Origin of the sequence: Bacillus sp. ILBB4, from assembly GCF_035064545.1 — a bacterium.
Lineage (GTDB): Bacteria > Bacillota > Bacilli > Bacillales > Bacillaceae_H > Priestia.
Genome location: NZ_JAIQVD010000003.1, coordinates 101,863 through 118,656 on the forward strand (window position 1 = coordinate 101,863; position 16,794 = coordinate 118,656).

A 16,794-nucleotide genomic window follows, 5' to 3' on the forward strand; every position below is an offset into this window, starting at 1 on the left:
GGAGCCTGGCTTCACGCTTTTTTTTATTGGGATGTCTAAGAAGAAACCCACTCTCCGCCGTTTACATGCAGCGTTTGCCCCGTGACAAACCGTGAGTCGTCGCTTGCGAGATACACGTATGTTGGAGCAAGTTCAAACGGCTGCCCTTGGCGCTCCATCGGATTGTCCACTTGCGTTACTTGATCAGCTGAAAAGCTTGCTGGAATGAGCGGCGTCCAAATGCGCCCCGGCGCTACGGCGTTTACGCGAATGCCGTCTTTAATCAGGCTATTGGAAAGTGCACGAGTGAAACCGACAATGGCTCCTTTAGTTGCCGTATAGTCAATTAACTCTTCATAGCCTTTATACGTCACAATTGAAGCAGTATTAATAATCGAGCTGCCGGCTTTTAAATGAGGCAGAGCGGCACGCGTCGTGTAAAAGTGCGAGTAGATATTCACTTTAAATGTATGATCAAACTGCTCATCGGTGATGTCTAAAAGACTCATCTGCTGAAACTGAACGCCTACGTTATTGCACAAAATATCAAGCCGACCGAACGTTTCTACCGTTTTTTCGACGATGTCTTTACAGTGCTGTTTGTCCCGCACGTCGCCGGGAAGCAGCACACATTTTTGACTCAGTTCTTCAATCCTTGCTTTCGTTCGATTTGCATCTTCATGTTCATCTAAATAAGCAATCGCAACGTTTGCTCCTTCTTTAGCGAAGGCAATGGCACCGGCTGCTCCGATTCCGCTGTCACCGCCTGTAATGAGAGCAATTTTTCCTTTTAGCTTGCCGCTTCCTTTGTAATGCGGATTTTCGATAATGGGACGCGGAACCATCAAACTTTCTAACCCGGGCTGGCGAAGCTGCCGCTGTTCAGGAACCGTAATCGGAACGTCTTCATAGCGCGTAATTTTTCCGTAATTCGGCTGCATCGGATACCCTTGCTTGTCCTGATAAAATTCATTGTTTGGACACATAAAACAACCTCCTCAAAAAGCATCACTCTTTCACTCTATGACATAGATCGATCTCTCATGCATACGTATAAAGAGTGTAGAATGCGAGAAAGAAGGGGAGTTCATGCGATATTACTACAGTGAAGAAGTGAAGCTATTGCTAATGGACGGGTCAAATCAGACGGTGGAACTAATCTATAACTCTGATGCTCAGCCTTTTCTGCTGCCGCTTTTAGGACCTCGTCCGCCTTTTTATGTAAACCCTCGCTATGAGAAGTATCTGCCTGTTTTATAGTACAAAGAGCCCTTCTGCATGAAGGGCTTTTAAATTGACCTTCTCTTTTATTTTCCTCGTGAGTGCTCACGTGATTCCTGGCGGTTTTTTCTTCTTCTAGATAGGAAATAAATAAAAAAGCCGATTAATACAAGAAACGTGATAAGCAAAATACTAGTAGGAAAGTAAAGAGAGCCTATCTGAATTCCCAAATAATTTAACATCGTTATAACTTCCTTTCTTGATAGACAATGGTTTATTTTACTAAATACCCTTATAAGCTGATAAAAAACGTTTCCGCTGTTTTAGTAGGGAATTGATTGACTCTGTGCGCCAATAACCACGATATGTCCTTGTTTCATTTCTTCTTTATACCGGTTTGCTTCTTGATTGGATAAGCCCAGCGAAGCCATCTTTGAAAGAAGCTCATCTTCTCTTGAAAGAAGTTTATTTACCGCCGTTTCAAAAATACCTTGCTCTGCCATTCTGTACTTTTTTGTATGTGTTGCCTCCGTTAAATTCTGAGCCCATTCTTTATCGTAGGCCAGCAGGTAAATATCTCTGCTTGTAAATCCTTTTTTAAAAAAAGAACGGATGATGCAGACTGCCTCCTCTTGGTTTTCTGCTATTTCAATGTGTTTCATATACCAACCAAACCTCCTAATAAAAGATATTTCTGAAATACATCTTCTACTCATTCTGTAGCCTTTGTTTCCAACTTTAAACTTGTTTTCTATGAATTTTCTAAGATAGTAAAAGAGAATAGAAACATCATAAATTTTTAAAAAAAGATGTTTGAACTTCAAAACAGAAGGCTAAACGTAGACTATACTAAAAAGTTTCATCAAAAATAGGAGGAGATTAAAATGAATTTACAAGATCAACAAACACAAGGTCAGCCCCAGCAAACGCAAGACCGCCAGCCGGGTATCGAAAGCGAGATGAACCCTCTCCCTATTTATGAGGATGACAATTACATTGGTACAGGAAAATTAAAAGGAAAAGTAGCGCTAGTTACCGGAGGAGACAGCGGAATTGGACGAGCTGTATCCATTGCTTATGCGAAAGAAGGAGCGGACGTAGCCATCGTTTACTTAAACGAACATAGCGACGCCGAGGAAACAAAAGCCCGCATTGAAGAAGAAGGTGTAAGATGTCTGCTGATTGCAGGAGACGTAGGAGACGAATCGTTCTGTAACGAAGCGGTAGAAAAAACAGTAAGTGAGCTTGGAAAGCTTGATATTCTTGTGAACAATGCAGGAGAGCAGCATCCAAAAGAAAGCATTAAAGAAATTACAAGTGAACAGCTTGAACGAACGTTCAAAACGAACTTTTATTCATACTTTTATTTTACGAAAAAAGCGCTTGATTACTTAGGAAAAGGCAGTGCGATCATTAATACAACGTCAATTAATCCTTACCGCGGAAATCCTCAGCTGATCGATTATACGGCGACAAAAGGTGCAATCAACGGCTTTACGCGCAGCATGGCGCAAGCGCTTGTCAAAGATGGCATTCGCGTTAATGCTGTAGCGCCGGGACCAATCTGGACACCGCTTATTCCGTCTACTTTCTCAGGTGATAAAGTAGGAGAATTCGGTACCGATACGCCGATGGGCAGACCTGGGCATCCTGTGGAGCACGTAGGCTGCTATGTACTGCTAGCTTCAAATGATTCATCTTATATGACCGGTCAAACGCTTCATGTCAACGGCGGAGATTTCATGAACACATAATTGCACCACCTATAGTAAAGGAGGAGAAAAGATGGGAGAACGCCAGAAAAGATCTATATCAAATGCACCTAAAAAAAGAGATGAAACGGAACAGCGTGTAACAGATCAAGACGAAACGTTATTTGAACGTTTCAAAGAAGAAGAAACGGTGGATCCTATGCCAATGGAAGACATAAGACTTGAACAAAAAGAAGAGAAAAATAAAACGAAAACGAAAGATGAATCAGGTTCTGAAAACATTCATCATAGAAAATAAAAAACAGCCTTCTTGGGCTGTTTTTTTGTTTGTATCCCTATATTAATGAGTGCTAGAAGCAATTACAATTTTTGAATCATCTTCTAATGCCTGAGCAAGATTCGATTTAATTCGTATATGATCAAATTTCAGTCCAAGCTGCATCGCAGTAGTAGCTAATTCAGGGCGAATGCCCGATAAAATTGATTTAACGCCGATTAAATCAAGCGCATTTATCAGCTGAAACAGCTCGTGTGCGACCATTGTATCAATCATCACAACTCCTGACAAATCAATATACAAATGAGCGATTTGCTTCTCTGCACACTGTTTTAACGTGCTTTCTAGGATCATTTTGGCTCTTGCCGTATCAATATCGCCGACTAACGGTAAAAGAGCAACGTCTTTTTTAATCACAATAACAGGTGAGCTTAATTCATGAATCATTTCCTGCTGCGAGCGGAGGCGGTTTGATGCGTACTCCTGCGCTTCTGTGATGAATTTCAAAATAATAATATCAAATACCCTTACTACTTTTTCATTCCACACATCAATATGCTGCTGAGTGATGTCATCGTTAAGTTCTGCAAACCGGCGAATATACTCACAGTATTGTTTGCGGACGTTCATAAATTCTTTAATAATACTTTGAATGGGTGTTCTGATATGTTCTTGGTCTTTGGCAACTTTATTTAGCCACGTGTTAAAAGATTCAAAAAAGCTTTTTTCATCTTCTATAAAGACGTTGCTAATATATAAATGAAATTCATAGTTTTGCGCTTTTAAGCGTTGAATGACATCGGGGTTACTAGAGGTATATACGCCTTCAGAAGACTTTTTGTCCAAAGATTCATACCATTCTTCCGTCATATTTGGTGCATTTTCTAGCAGATAAGAACGTAAAGCGATATCTTTCTTCACTGTTATTCTCCTCTCAAACTGATAAAGCATCGCGCAGGTGCGCAACGTATTTATTATAGCACCTTTTTTATAAAGATGGATATGAAATGTATGTTTATTTTGCGTGTGAGGTTTTAAATGATTGTATAAAGGGAAAAATTTTAATAAAAGGGGAAAGAGGAAAAGTATGAATACCGTGACGAGCGATCAGTGGAAATGGTATCAGTTTGATTTAGAAGAAGCAGACGGAATAGCTGATATAATCAAAGACTATCAGTATCCAAGAGATGAATGGTTTTGTCAGCAGCTTCAAAAGAAAAATTCTAATCATATTCAAGTAGATGTAATAGGAGAAAGTGAGCTCATTTATGGTTCACTGATTTATCATAAGGAGTCGTTTGACCAAAAAAATTACGATTCGTTTCATTTTTATATTACTGAGGAGTTTATTATAACGGCAGGAATCGATTTAAAAATCCTCGAGAACACCAATCATGAACGAATGATTGAACGCATGAAGCAGTCTGCTAACACGGCGGAAAGTTTTTTTATTCTTTTAGGCGAAATTATGAAAAAACACTTAAATGGGTTTGATCAGTTTGAAAGTCATTTCAGAGAGCTTCTGTGGGAAGTTCGCCATAATAATAACATCGACGTGTTAGATGACATTCATAAAGCCCGGTATGACCTGCTTATATGGACAAATTTAATTAGCTCTGTTCGAGAAGTCACAATGGGAATAGAAGAAGCATTTCATAAAAAAATTAACCAAACGGTCGAATATCAGCGGATGTGTAAAAAAATCGAAATCGGCTTAACGCTAATTGAACAATATCAAAAAGAATTTGACGCGTTAATTAAATTAGAAGAAGTTGTGTCTACTCATCGAGGAAATGAGATTATGAAAGCTTTAACGCTGCTGACAGCAATCAGTACGCCTTTAACGGCTTTTGGAGCTCTTTGGGGAATGAACTTTAAAGGGATGCCGGAGCTTGATTGGAAGTTTGGCTATGTCTACGCACTCATTTTAATTGTTCTTTCAACCGTGGCCATTTATCTCTATTTACGAATGAAAGGGTGGACGGGCGATCTGTTAAAAGGAAGAAAAAAGAATTCATTTTTTAAATAAGCTTCAAGAAAAAGCAGCCGCTTAATAAGCGGCTGCTTTGTTGTCTGTTATCCTCGCCTCCACGTCGTGGGCTCACCTGAACGAAGGCATCTTGGAAATAAATCGTTTTCTTTTAGCTTTACTTGATTGCCGTTTTCGTCGGTATAGCGACCGGTTTGCGGAACCAATTCTCCGGTTGAAAAGGCGTCATCTACAGGCTTCCACGTCGTTGATTCACGTGTATGTGGGCAAGGTGTAAAAAGATCATCTTTTTGAAAGAGTTTAATTTCACCTTCCGCACAAACGTAAGCGCCCGATTCTGGTACAGCTTCACTCGTTCGATAAATGTTCTGTACGGTCTTCACACGCATCCAACCTTTCTTTTTGGTTAGTTGTATTTTAGTGTTCGGGTCGTGGCGTCCATGTACGTACGGTCTTCTATAATATCCGAGTCGTCTAGCTTTCTAAAAGGAGCGCAGTAGCATACAACACCCGTCTCGATTTCAATTTCTTGAAATCCGTACGCACGGCAAAGGTATTCACCGACAGCGCTTGGAGCTGGATGCATATCCAACTCATCTAATGCTTCATTAAACATCTCTAAAAATTCTTTTTTCGAAAATTTCTTCTCATGATGCAGTGTTACTGGATCTCCAGAATCTGTTCCTTGTGCTAACGCGTAAAAATACATCGTCCTCACTCCTTGCATATATATAGTCGAGCTTTTTCTGATTTGTAGAAACATTGATTGTTAGTAAGTAAATTCCCTTAAATAAAAGAAATAAACGCATTTGGTAGAAAACGGTTTCTTTATGAGCATTATCTCAAAGAGAATTCAGTGCTATCAGCGTTTGATAGCAAGCTGCCACAGGGTGATAATCGGCTTTAGGAGCGGGGCTTTTTTTCGAGCTGTAGCGTTCGTTTTGCTGATTTAACAGCTGATACCATCCTCCATATGTGTGATCGATAAAGTGTTTCTGACAGTAGGAGAACAGGGCGTCGTATGCTTTCCAATATCCGCTGTCTCCGGTTTTTACCCCAAGCAGTGAAGCCGCAGAAATGGCTTCGGCCATCACCCAGTAGTTTTTATCCCAATCAATGACCTCTTCTTGAGGAGACAGCGCAAAGTAAAGACCTCCGTACCTAGCATCCCAGCCTCGGTTCCAGCCCTTATCAAATAAATCTTTTGCACGTTCTGTCATCCAGTTTTCCGAACGGTGCCGATCAAGCCATAAAAGCAGCTTGCTCCATTCAAACTGATGTCCTGGTATAAAGCCGTACGGACGAAATTCATCCTTTGTATTGTTTTTATTGTATTCCCAATCTGGCTGCCAGTCTGTATCATAATGCTCCCAGATCATGCCGCCAGATCGTTCAGCAAGCTGCTGAGTAACGCCTTTTGCAAGCGTGTACGCTCGGTCTAAGTATTTTTTATCTCTTGTTGCTTCAAAGGCAGAAAGCATCGCTTCACATATATGCATATTTGCATTTTGGCCGCGATATAAAGAAGAAGCTGACCACGATGCGTCCCATTCATCTCGGTAAAAGCCGTTCGTTTCTTCCCAAAAGTACTTTTCCATCACGTCATATACCTGTTCAATTGTTTCTTTTGCTTCTTGAATGCCGGCTTGATACGCGATGGAAGAAGCTAAAAGAGCAAAAGCGTGGCCATATGCTTGTTTAGAATCATCTTTTACTTCTCCGTCATCGGCTATTTCAAAAAAATACCCGTCGTGCTCTCTATCATAATGGTTGTTTTGTAGAAAACGAATGCCGTGCTGAGCTGCTTCTTTGCACCAATCCGGTCCGTTTAAAAGAGCCCCTACACTGAAGATATAAATAAAGCGCGCTGTACTTACCAAGTGTTTTAAATGCGTGTTGTTGACGGTGCCGTCGTCGTAGTATTCATGGATATACCCGCCGTTTTTCTTGTCAATACAAGCGGGGTAGTAGAAACGAAGCGTATCAAAAATATGCTGTTTTAATGTGGGGGGTTCTCGAAACGAAGTTGAGGAAAAATCCGTTGCCGTGTTCATTTTATCACCATCTCAATCTTTGTTTTTAGTTATTTTTTACCCTAAGAATTTGGGAGTAAACGTAAGGGTTTTTTTGCTGTTTCTGCTCTATTATTCTATTTTTGTTGAAAATGTATCAGTTTGGAAACAAGTTTGAAATATTTTGATATACTTTTGACACGATTATCCGGTATTCTAAAAGTACGTGCTAGCTGGAACGAAGTAATGGTAAGCCTCTAGACGTCGAATAATTTTACTTAATGTTGTTTAGTTAAGGTTGAGCTTAAACATCGGATCCTGTTTTCACTTAACCTATTAAACTAGCAGCATGTATTTCTATTATATTTTGCAAATGAGGTATAAAAAATGACAGAAGTGAACAAACAAAGATTTTACAAAAAATTAGCGGTAACAGGTCTTGCTTTTACACTTGTAGGGGCAGGAACTCTAGGTCTTCATTCTTTAAATTTTACGGGTGAGCCAACTGTCGCAAGCGCAGCGGCGGAAACATATACAACAACGGCGAATTTAAATATTCGAAGCGGTCCATCGACGTCCAATGCGATTATTGCAACGGTCAAACAAGGCACGCAGCTAACGGTAGTTGGACAAGCAGCAAGCGGCTGGCTGAAAGTAAGCTATCAAGGCAAAACGGGCTACGTAAGCAGTGAGTATGTTAAAAAGTCTGCGAGTTCAACGACCAAAACCTATGTAACAACGGCAAATTTAAATATTCGAAGCGGTCCATCGACTTCAAGCGCGATTGTTGTAACGGTCAAACAAGGCACGCAGCTAACGTCGACAGAACAAGCAGCGAACGGCTGGCTAAAAGTAAGCTATCAAGGCAAAACGGGCTATGTGAGCACGCAGTACGTAAAGGAATCAACGGGTTCTTCTGAACCGGCTCCAGCTCCAGCTCCGGCGGCTTCTGTCTATGTGGCAACGGCGAATTTAAATGTTCGAACAACTGCTTCAACTTCTGGTGCTGTCATGGCAACACTTAAAGCCGGCACACAGCTAGACGTAACGGCTAAAGCAGCAAACGGCTGGCTGAAAATTACGTATCAAGGCAAGGTTGGTTATGTAAGCGGTCAATACGTACGAGCATTAGCTGGTATGAAAGTGGTTTCGAACCCTGAAAGCATACAAGTTGTTGTGAATAAACAAAACAAGCTTCCGGAAAACTACGTTCCGAAAGATTTAGTATATACAACGATTCCATTTACATTCAAAGAACAAACGGAAAAGAAAAAAATGCGCAGTGAAGCAGCCGCTGCTATTGCACAGTTATTTGCGGGTGCGAAAAAACAAGGCGTTACCCTTCTTGGCGTATCAGCTTACCGTTCACATGCAACACAAAGTGCGCTTTTTAGTTCCTATGTTCAAAGAGACGGTTATGATAAAGCGGCAACTTATAGCGCATTGCCAGGCACGAGTGAACATGAAACGGGTCTTGGAATTGATGTAACAAAAGGAGACGGTACATGTGCTGCTCAAGACTGCTTTGGCGGAACTAAAGAAGCAACTTGGCTTGATGCCCACGCAGCAGAATACGGATTTATCATTCGTTATCCAAAAGGGAAAGACGCGGTAACCGGCTATAAATATGAACCGTGGCATTTGCGATATGTAGGAAAACCAGTGGCGCAGGCGATTAAGATTAAAGGAATTACGCTTGAAGAATATTACGGAATTAAGTAGTTTAAAAAACAGGCTAGAATAAAAGTATCTTAGTTGAAGGAAGATCCGAACGCGTTTGATTCTTGATGGAGAATCAAACGTATTCGGATTTTTTTATTGGCAGGGTGAAGGTAGGTTTCATATATGCAGCGGCTTCTAAGTGCTGACTGGAGGGCAAGGCTCATCGGCCTCCCCGCAGAAAGCGAAGTCTTGCAGAGAAATTAACAGCGTTGGAACAAGTGATTCATACTAGCTGCTTTATCCCATTTGTTCGTGTTTAGATTGGATGGATTTAGTTATGCCTCAATTTGAATGTAGAATTATTTGCATCATATAAAAAACACCTCTTTCGAACAAAAGTCGAAGAGGTGTTTTTTGATTCGAAAAGTATTTGATTCGACAGTCTACCCATAACCTGCATGTAAATGTCACTCTATCAGTCAACTGGGTGTACTTTTATAGCGCTGGGTCCTTTAGCTCCTTCTTGGATTTCAAACTCTACTTTTTGTCCTTCTGCCAGGTTTTTATATTCCTCACGGTCGATCGCATTGGAGTGAACGAACACTTCTTTTGATCCGTCTTCGGGTGTGATAAATCCAGATCCTTTTGATTCGTTGAATGATTTAACGGTTCCTTTATGTTTGCTCATTGAAAAATCCCCCTTATAAGTATAGAAATAAATTCTTAATAGTTTTTTACCCAAACGCTGAAATCTCAATCATTTTATGGTAGGTATACCGATTAGAAGAGTAGAAATAAAAGTAAATAGGGAGGGCTTAACAATTTTTTCATTTCGGTTATATTTTTATATTGTATGTGATATAACTATTGTTATAAAATGTAATCGTTAATTCTGTTAACTAAAGGAGATAAAGAAAAAAATGAGGGATGAGTTGTTATATATAGGGAAGAAAATTATCGATAATAAACAGGAATTAGCGATACAATTTTCTGATCTGATGGACTCTGAATATAAGCGGAAGCTTGTTTACCACGAAGAAAGCGAAGTTTTAAAATGGAGAGCAGAACTCATTGAGTATTTAGGCGAGTCGTTATTCGAAGAGCACTCGGTCGTTTTAAAGAAAATCATTCAGTGGGGTACAGATATAGGAAAAGTGGCTGTGGAAAACGGACTTTCTTTGAGTCAAACGTTAAAATCGCTCGCGCTGTTTCGCACAGTGATATGGGGTGTTTTTACAGAAGAGCTGCAGCAGAAGCAGTTTGCTCCTATTACGATGCTTGATGTAAGTAAAAAAATTGACCCGATGCTTGATCAGCTTAATCATATATTTGTTGAAATCTATGAAGAACATAATACGGACACCATAAAACGCGCTTATGCAGTGCTAGAAGAATTATCAGTTCCCATCGTTCCTCTTTCTGAAGGAATCGCTGTGATGCCAATCGTTGGACAAATTGATACGCATCGTTCGCAGCTTATTATGGAAACGGCTTTAGAAAAAAGCGCTCAGCTGCAGCTGAGTTATTTAATATTTGATATTTCAGGTGTTCTTATCGTCGATACGATGGTAGCGGACAATATTTTTCAAATTGTAAAAGCCTTACAGCTTATCGGCACTAAAACGATGATTACCGGAATACGTCCGGAAATCGCGCAAACCGTTGTGGATTTAGGCGTCGATTTTGGAACCATCAAAACAAGAGCGACGTTAGAAAAAGGTCTTGAAGAAATAGGCTTTAGTAAACTGTCAGAAAATCCACAAAGAAAAAAAGACAAATGGCGTTATTAATAAATTTAAAAAACCAGAGGCTGGGACAAAAATATTTTAGTTGACGTTAAATCCGAACTATTAATCTGATTGATGGTTTGGATTTTTTTGTTGTTATGGTGGACGTAGGTTTCATGTATGTGGCTGCTTCGAGCTGGTGATTGGAGCGCTTATATTGCAAAAGATTTATGGGGAAGTCACAGCGTGCCATGTTACATTCCTTGTAAAAATGGGTACTGATAAAAAGAAGCATTTCAAGTGCTTTTCCATTACATTAACCGTCTAAAATTAATTAATTGTCAATTTCGAATAACAGAAATTATTTAAATACTTAGACAAACAAATGAGGAAAATATATACTTATTAGTGTTGTCACGAAAAGATAAAGGGGAGAAACAAGGATGGATATCAAACGTCAAAACGTTGATTTTGGTAACTCAATTTTTCAAACGCTAGTGGATGGTTATTACTATGAAATTCCTACAAACGTAGTAGAAATCACAAAAGATCAGGCAGAGGGTCATTTTCCTTCAAGTGTAAATGAACCGGAATTACTTCTTCAAAATTTACTGATTTCTACAACAATTGAAGGAGTAGAAAAGTATTATTTAGTAGGAGACGCAGCAGAGAAACACGTGCTAGGCAATATCCATATTAATAAGTTACATAATAAAACTGAATCTGATATTCCTTATGTGATGTTTTTAGCTTCAGTTGCTTATTACAACATACTTAAAGGAAAAGACAAAGAGGATAATCATGTGACGATTAATTATTTCTCGACTATGCTTCCGATTTGGCTGCTTAAGAAAACAAATAAATTCAGTGAAATGCAGCAGAAGATGGCCGAACGTTTTCGAGGAGAGCATACGGTGACGGTATTGACTCCTGGATTAGAAAAAACGATCACTGTGAACATTGAAACAAGCAAATGCCGTATTGAAAGCGAAGTTGCTCGCTGGGCAATCAAAAAAGATTTTGAATTACAAGATAGAGAAGAAGCAAATGCATTCAAACATTTTGAAACACTAATTGTAGATTTGGGCGGAGGCACGGTTGACCTAGCACTGCTTCCTGCAGGACTTCAAGCTCCTAAAAGCAGAAATTCGCTGAAGTGTCTTACGGATATTTCATATTTGAAGCATATTGAAAAGCTAAGAAATGAAAAGCTGCTGGAGTATTTTGATGATGTTCGTTTATTAGAAGAATTTATTATTGCCAATATCCATAAAGCAAAAATGGAGCAAAGAGACGGCAATAGCGGGAAAAAAGTAGATCTCACGGAGCCTATTCACGCTTCGCTTAGAGAATACACGCAAATTTTATTAACGAAAGTTGAAAATCTATTTCCATCGCCAAAAGATAAAGTCTATAAATATATTTATATTGGAGGACTGGCTCCTATCCTTCAACAGTTTATTGCAGAGCAGATTGATAATATGTACGGGGAAGAAATCAGAGAAGAAAATCATCTTTTCTTGCCGGAGACGCGCAAATTAAATTTATACGGTCTTGAAATTTTAAGCAGACATGAAACAAACGCAGTTCACGTTTAAAAAGGGGGAGCATATATGAGTCATCAAAACACTCGCCTTAAGGAAGCACTAGATGATTGGTATGGTCAGCTAAGCTCCCAAATGGCTGCACCATTTTACTTACTATCAAATGCGTTTCTGACAGCTGGCAATCTATCAGCAGATATGATGGGAGCAAGGGAAAAGCCCGTAAGTAATGGAGATGAACGTGCAAATTTCACAATCGAAACTGCTGACATTCCGTCAGAAGTGTCTTCATTTCTGAAAGAAAAACAGCAGGCAAGCGAGCTGCAGGACTATATAGTAAGACTCATACAGCAAGACTTGCAAAAAATGAGCAAAGAAAATGAAGTGGAGACGTTAGTTCATTCACTTCGAAAAGAGCTGTTGGGCGAAATTGACTTACTAAAAAAAGAAATGAATTCACGTCTTGCTGCAAATCGCGATGAGTATGAGGCCTCGCAGGCAAAGGAACTTCAGGATTATGTAGCGAAGCTTGTGGAACAAAACGGGCAGAAAGACAGCCGGGAAGAAGATTTTCAATCGTTAGTTCATTCATTAAGAGCCGAGCTGTTAGGCGAAATTCATTTGCTTAAAAAAGAGCTGGGCTCTGCGTCAGCTCCTTCTTATAAGCAGCTGAAACCCGTTAGGAATGAGGAAGAAGAAACATTTAAAGAAGGTCAATTAATTAAAAGTGAAAAAGTGACCGGAACCATTCAAGAAGATATCGATGTAGATTTCTAAACAGAAAGTAGAGGCGTAATATGCCTCTACTTTTATTATTTTTCTATTTAAAATGAGGCCGAGGTAAAAGTATTTTAGGTGAAGGAAGGTCCGAACGATGAATCTAGATTCTTGATGGGAAAACCAATGGACCAATGTAAAAGCTTTAGCTTATGAATTATAAAACTCTTTTGTTTCTTTTTAGCTTTTTTCGAAAGTATAAGCAAAGATCAAATGTAACGATGGTACAAATACTGCACTTTATCATAAACCAAAATAACAATTCGTTTATGCCAAATCCGCCAATCGAAGCTTTTAGTTCATTTAGCTGCCTGAATATTAAATTTATGTCGTTTTCATAGGTCACAGTAAAAGATTTAATCACAAGCATGGTCATAATGACTGCCTCTACAGATATATATAGAATTTTTCTTGCTAGTTTAAGAGAAGGATTTACGTTTGATTTGGGAATTTTATAAAATAATTTCATCGCCTGTTTGCCTTTCAGTTATTTTAAGCGGTTTAAAAAGATTGGTTTATTGTATAATTCTTTCCTTGGCTATAAAACCCTTTATGTATAGCAAGTTTAAAAAAAGCCTGCTAGAAAAGGTAGTACAACGATTTTCTAGCGAGCTTCTTTAGTCAACATCCATCTATTTACTTAGTAGTGATCCTGAAAAAGCGTTCCAATCCTGCATAACGCTCTGCTTATTTTTAATGTTCTTCAGCCAGGGCGTTTGCTTTTGTCACATGAACCGTACCAAATGGGTGGTTTGGAGGAGCGTATATGGAGTAAAGCTTTAGGGGAGTGGTACCCGTATTGGTGACATCATGCCAAGTTCCGGCAGGGATAAATATCGCATCATCATCGTAGACTTTTCGTTTAAAGGTTAGATTGTTTTTACTTTTGCCCATTTGAACAATGCCTTGCCCTTGTTCAATACGCAGGAATTGATCAACGTTAGGGTGGATTTCTAAGCCGATATCTTCACCGGGCTTAAGACTCATTAACGTCACTTGTAAATGTGTTCCCGTCCATAAAGCAGTGCGGTACGTATTGTTTTGCTTTGACGCTTCATTAATGTTAATAACAAATGGTCTTGGTCCGTAGTCCTTTAATTTACCGTTTCTTTGCTGAAACTGTTCGCTGGTGTGATAGTGATTTGGCACATAATAACTATATGGCTGCCAGCTGTAGTACACTGGGGTCTGCCACTGATGATAATAAGGTGTATAGTGCATACTCATTCTCCTTTTCTCGTTTAATTTTTCTTTTCATCCTATGCTTTTGTTAAAACGGTTGATACCATTTGCCTTTTTGGCCGCGGTCTTTATCCACTTATTTTTTGCTGAAATCATGTGATTAATGATTTATCTGAGCTCTTTGATTGTGTTGCGGTGGTTAAAAAATACTTTCATCACTTTAATACGATAATTCATTAAAAAAATATATCGTATGAAAACGTTTTATTTGATATAATTTTAGGAGATGAAAATTATTTTAAAGGGTGACGTTCATTGAAAGAAAAAAAACTTCAAGAATTAACTGAACATCTTAATAATTTATTCAACAATTTAATTCATGGATCTATCACAGAAGGTGAATTTAATGAGCTGTCCGAAGAGCTTTACAGAAAGCAAACTAGGCTGCGCTATGAGATAGAGTGTGAGAAAGGTTCGTATTATAGAGAATATTTTAGAGGCTAAGGCTTTGTATTAGACTGCTTTATAAGAAATAAGAAAAGGCCTCCATTTAGGAGGCCTTTTCTTAACTTCTAACAGAAAGTGGAGTGATACTTTCTAGTTCAATAAGTATATTAGTATATTTACTTTATAAAAAATAAAACTGTTTAAGCTCTAAAACTCGCTATTCACCCCCAAAAACCTGTATGATAGGTTTAAGATTACCGCATATGAGATATATGTATAGTAAAAAGGGGTGATGAGCTGTGAAGTGGTATAAAGGAGTTGTCATGCAAGTCTTAATGACAGAAATCGAAACAGCAAGAGAGCATATGGTTATGTTAGGACTTACAGAAGGTCTTACAAGCCGTAATACAGTTCGAATCAGTCAAACCCTTGATTATTTGTTAAATGAACTAAGTAAAGTGATGGTCGCAGATTAATTGTATTTTATATAAAAATGAAAAGAGCTGCTGACTTCACGGCAGCTCTTTATAAGTTGCCTTAACGTTTACTTTAATGTTTATGATACTATTTATACAGTTACCTCATATCATAGCAAAGAAAATAGCGGAATCTATTATATATATCGTATAGTAGAAATCTAAAAGATGAGTTGAAAGCACCCGTGAAAAGGGAAGCTTAGATACATAAAGCAAACGCCGTACTAAGAATGGCGATGGAGGGTATAGTGAAATGGAATATCATATTAAAGAGACCGCTGCAAAGGTAGGGCTGCCTACGCATACGCTTCGATACTACGAACAGCAGGGGCTTTTACCTTTTATAAAAAGAGATGAAAACGGAAATCGTATTTTTAGCGAGTCCGATATCGAGTGGCTAGAATTTATTATTTGCTTACGAAAAACGGATATTGCTCTTTTAGAATTACGTAAAATTGTTGAATTAACACAAGAAGGCGATGATACAATCGGTTTGCGCAAGCAGATATTTGAAAAGCATAGAGAGAAAATGATGGAAAAACAAAGAGAGCTGGACGCAGCTTTTAGAAAAGTTGAAACGAAAATTGATTATTATGATAAATTAGAGCAAAAGTATCAGGAAGAGCTTTCATCTAAAGCCTAATTTATCGTTTGTTTTTCTTATTTTATAAAGAATAAAAAGCGGGCAGCTAATTCAATTAGCTGCCCGCTTTTCTTCTAAACTTACAGTGTAGAGATATCAATAACAAATCGATAGCGAACATCGCTGCGAAGAACGCGTTCGTACGCTTCATCTACTTGATTCGCATCGATAACTTCAATCATAGGGGCAACGCCGTGTTCAGCCGCAAAATCAAGCATTTCTTGTGTTTCACGAATGCCGCCTACAAGTGAACCAGCAATGCTGCGACGTCCCATGATAAGTGAGAATACGCTGTATTGATCTGGGTTAGCCGGTGCGCCAACATTAACAAGCGTTCCATCTACGCGAAGTAAAGATAAGTATTGATCCACGTTCAGGTTAGCCGATACCGTGTTTAAGATAAGGTCAAAGCGACCTGCTAATTCAGTGAATGTCGTCTCATCACTTGTCGCAAAGTAATGGTCTGCGCCAAAGCTTAGAGCTTCTTCTTTTTTATTGTTAGAACGGCTCAGTACGGTTACTTCAGCACCCATTGCATGTGCAAATTGAATCGCTACATGTCCAAGACCGCCCATTCCCACGATCGCAACTTTCTTGCCAGGACCGGCATTCCAGTGCTTTAACGGAGAAAATGTTGTAATCCCTGCACATAGAAGCGGACTTGCTGCATCCATACTTAAATTATCAGGAATACGAACAACGAATCCTTCTTTTACGACGATTTTTTGGCTGTAGCCCCCGTATGTACGGTTTCCGTCATAATCCAATGAATTATACGTTTGAACAACGCCTTTTGTACAGTATTGCTCATCACCGTTTACACAGTACTCGCACTCTCCGCAAGAGTCAACGAAACATCCAACGCCAACGCGATCGCCAACCTTGTATTTTGTTACGTTTTCTCCAACCGCTTCAACTACTCCTGCGATTTCATGACCAGGAACCATCGGGAACATTCCGCCGCCCCACTCATCAAATGCACTATGAATATCAGAGTGACAGATACCGCTAAACTTAATATCAATTAAAACGTCGTCTGCTCGCAGTTCTCTGCGTTCAATTGTCGTGTTCTCGAATTTTGCCTTTGCATGCGGCGCACTTAGAACACGTGATGTTGTTGTATGTTGATGATTATTACACATAAG

General features: G+C 39.2%; 20 protein-coding genes. 11 read left to right on the plus strand and 9 right to left on the minus strand.

The genetic code is table 11. The features are described from left to right. Window positions 1–35: 35 nt before the first annotated feature. Complete coding sequence (locus tag LAV82_RS12415) at window positions 36–965, minus strand: SDR family oxidoreductase (protein WP_499716184.1); 930 nt, start codon at window positions 963–965, stop codon at window positions 36–38. A gap of 103 nt (window positions 966–1,068) precedes the next feature. On the opposite strand from LAV82_RS12415, the gene LAV82_RS12420 reads away from it, so the two are divergent. Next, the gene (locus tag LAV82_RS12420; RefSeq protein WP_013058197.1) at window positions 1,069–1,239 is read left to right on the plus strand and encodes a hypothetical protein; all 171 of its coding nucleotides are present in this window, start codon (window positions 1,069–1,071) and stop codon (window positions 1,237–1,239) included. Between the two features lie 284 nt (window positions 1,240–1,523). On the opposite strand, the gene LAV82_RS12425 is transcribed toward LAV82_RS12420, so the two are convergent. After that, a complete protein-coding gene (locus LAV82_RS12425) occupies window positions 1,524–1,862 on the minus strand; it encodes a YflT domain-containing protein (protein WP_489850207.1) in 339 nt (112 codons plus the stop codon). 222 nt (window positions 1,863–2,084) lie between these two features. On the opposite strand from LAV82_RS12425, the gene LAV82_RS12430 reads away from it, so the two are divergent. Then, window positions 2,085–2,954: an SDR family oxidoreductase gene (locus LAV82_RS12430; protein WP_013058194.1), complete on the plus strand. Its 870-nt coding sequence runs from the start codon at window positions 2,085–2,087 to the stop codon at window positions 2,952–2,954. Window positions 2,955–2,985: 31 nt separating this feature from the next. Then, window positions 2,986–3,210, plus strand: a complete 225-nt coding sequence (locus tag LAV82_RS12435; RefSeq protein WP_029323273.1) for a YczO family protein — start codon at window positions 2,986–2,988, stop codon at window positions 3,208–3,210. Between the two features lie 42 nt (window positions 3,211–3,252). Here the strand turns inward: LAV82_RS12435 and LAV82_RS12440 are convergent, their stop codons facing one another. Further along, on the minus strand, window positions 3,253–4,110 hold the full coding sequence (locus LAV82_RS12440) for an STAS domain-containing protein (protein ID WP_013058192.1): 858 nt from the start codon (window positions 4,108–4,110) through the stop codon (window positions 3,253–3,255). 166 nt (window positions 4,111–4,276) lie between these two features. Here LAV82_RS12440 and LAV82_RS12445 point away from each other — a divergent pair, with 166 nt between their 5' ends. After that, entirely contained in the window at window positions 4,277–5,218 is a 942-nt protein-coding gene (locus LAV82_RS12445) for a magnesium transporter CorA family protein (protein WP_057234659.1), read from the plus strand. 47 nt (window positions 5,219–5,265) lie between these two features. On the opposite strand, the gene LAV82_RS12450 is transcribed toward LAV82_RS12445, so the two are convergent. The 3 genes from LAV82_RS12450 to LAV82_RS12460 form a co-directional block, all read right to left on the minus strand. Continuing rightward, window positions 5,266–5,568 (minus strand): hypothetical protein, encoded by a 303-nt coding sequence (locus tag LAV82_RS12450; RefSeq protein ID WP_155660409.1) that lies wholly within the window; start codon window positions 5,566–5,568, stop codon window positions 5,266–5,268. A 17-nt stretch (window positions 5,569–5,585) separates the two neighbouring features. Continuing rightward, complete coding sequence (locus tag LAV82_RS12455; RefSeq protein WP_211077688.1) at window positions 5,586–5,888, minus strand: hypothetical protein; 303 nt, start codon at window positions 5,886–5,888, stop codon at window positions 5,586–5,588. Window positions 5,889–6,021: 133 nt separating this feature from the next. Beyond that, window positions 6,022–7,233 (minus strand): AGE family epimerase/isomerase, encoded by a 1,212-nt coding sequence (locus LAV82_RS12460; protein WP_499716185.1) that lies wholly within the window; start codon window positions 7,231–7,233, stop codon window positions 6,022–6,024. A gap of 345 nt (window positions 7,234–7,578) precedes the next feature. Between LAV82_RS12460 and LAV82_RS12465 the strand changes: the two genes are divergently transcribed. Further along, on the plus strand, window positions 7,579–8,913 hold the full coding sequence (locus LAV82_RS12465; protein WP_211077690.1) for an SH3 domain-containing protein: 1,335 nt from the start codon (window positions 7,579–7,581) through the stop codon (window positions 8,911–8,913). Between the two features lie 415 nt (window positions 8,914–9,328). Here LAV82_RS12465 and LAV82_RS12470 read toward each other — a convergent pair whose 3' ends face one another. Beyond that, window positions 9,329–9,541, minus strand: coding sequence for a cold-shock protein (locus tag LAV82_RS12470; protein ID WP_016764987.1), 213 nt, complete (start codon window positions 9,539–9,541; stop codon window positions 9,329–9,331). A gap of 232 nt (window positions 9,542–9,773) precedes the next feature. On the opposite strand from LAV82_RS12470, the gene LAV82_RS12475 reads away from it, so the two are divergent. From LAV82_RS12475 to LAV82_RS12485, 3 genes are all read left to right on the plus strand, one after another. Continuing rightward, on the plus strand, window positions 9,774–10,643 hold the full coding sequence (locus LAV82_RS12475; RefSeq protein ID WP_074895365.1) for an STAS domain-containing protein: 870 nt from the start codon (window positions 9,774–9,776) through the stop codon (window positions 10,641–10,643). A gap of 380 nt (window positions 10,644–11,023) precedes the next feature. Continuing rightward, window positions 11,024–12,178, plus strand: a complete 1,155-nt coding sequence (locus tag LAV82_RS12480) for an Alp7A family actin-like protein (RefSeq protein ID WP_499716186.1) — start codon at window positions 11,024–11,026, stop codon at window positions 12,176–12,178. 15 nt (window positions 12,179–12,193) lie between these two features. Further along, window positions 12,194–12,901 carry a hypothetical protein gene (locus tag LAV82_RS12485; RefSeq protein WP_499716187.1) on the plus strand — a complete coding sequence of 236 codons (708 nt, stop codon included), beginning with the start codon at window positions 12,194–12,196 and terminating at the stop codon, window positions 12,899–12,901. 693 nt (window positions 12,902–13,594) lie between these two features. On the opposite strand, the gene LAV82_RS12490 is transcribed toward LAV82_RS12485, so the two are convergent. Continuing rightward, window positions 13,595–14,122, minus strand: a complete 528-nt coding sequence (locus LAV82_RS12490) for a cupin domain-containing protein (RefSeq protein WP_074895358.1) — start codon at window positions 14,120–14,122, stop codon at window positions 13,595–13,597. A gap of 276 nt (window positions 14,123–14,398) precedes the next feature. Here LAV82_RS12490 and LAV82_RS12495 point away from each other — a divergent pair, with 276 nt between their 5' ends. From LAV82_RS12495 to LAV82_RS12505, 3 genes are all read left to right on the plus strand, one after another. Beyond that, on the plus strand, window positions 14,399–14,587 hold the full coding sequence (locus tag LAV82_RS12495) for a hypothetical protein (RefSeq protein ID WP_013058178.1): 189 nt from the start codon (window positions 14,399–14,401) through the stop codon (window positions 14,585–14,587). A 242-nt stretch (window positions 14,588–14,829) separates the two neighbouring features. After that, window positions 14,830–15,006 carry an aspartyl-phosphate phosphatase Spo0E family protein gene (locus LAV82_RS12500; RefSeq protein WP_235569042.1) on the plus strand — a complete coding sequence of 59 codons (177 nt, stop codon included), beginning with the start codon at window positions 14,830–14,832 and terminating at the stop codon, window positions 15,004–15,006. Window positions 15,007–15,259: 253 nt separating this feature from the next. After that, window positions 15,260–15,649: a MerR family transcriptional regulator gene (locus LAV82_RS12505; protein WP_016764980.1), complete on the plus strand. Its 390-nt coding sequence runs from the start codon at window positions 15,260–15,262 to the stop codon at window positions 15,647–15,649. Between the two features lie 80 nt (window positions 15,650–15,729). Here the strand turns inward: LAV82_RS12505 and LAV82_RS12510 are convergent, their stop codons facing one another. After that, complete coding sequence (locus tag LAV82_RS12510; protein WP_013058175.1) at window positions 15,730–16,791, minus strand: NAD(P)-dependent alcohol dehydrogenase; 1,062 nt, start codon at window positions 16,789–16,791, stop codon at window positions 15,730–15,732. Window positions 16,792–16,794: the final 3 nt, after the last annotated feature.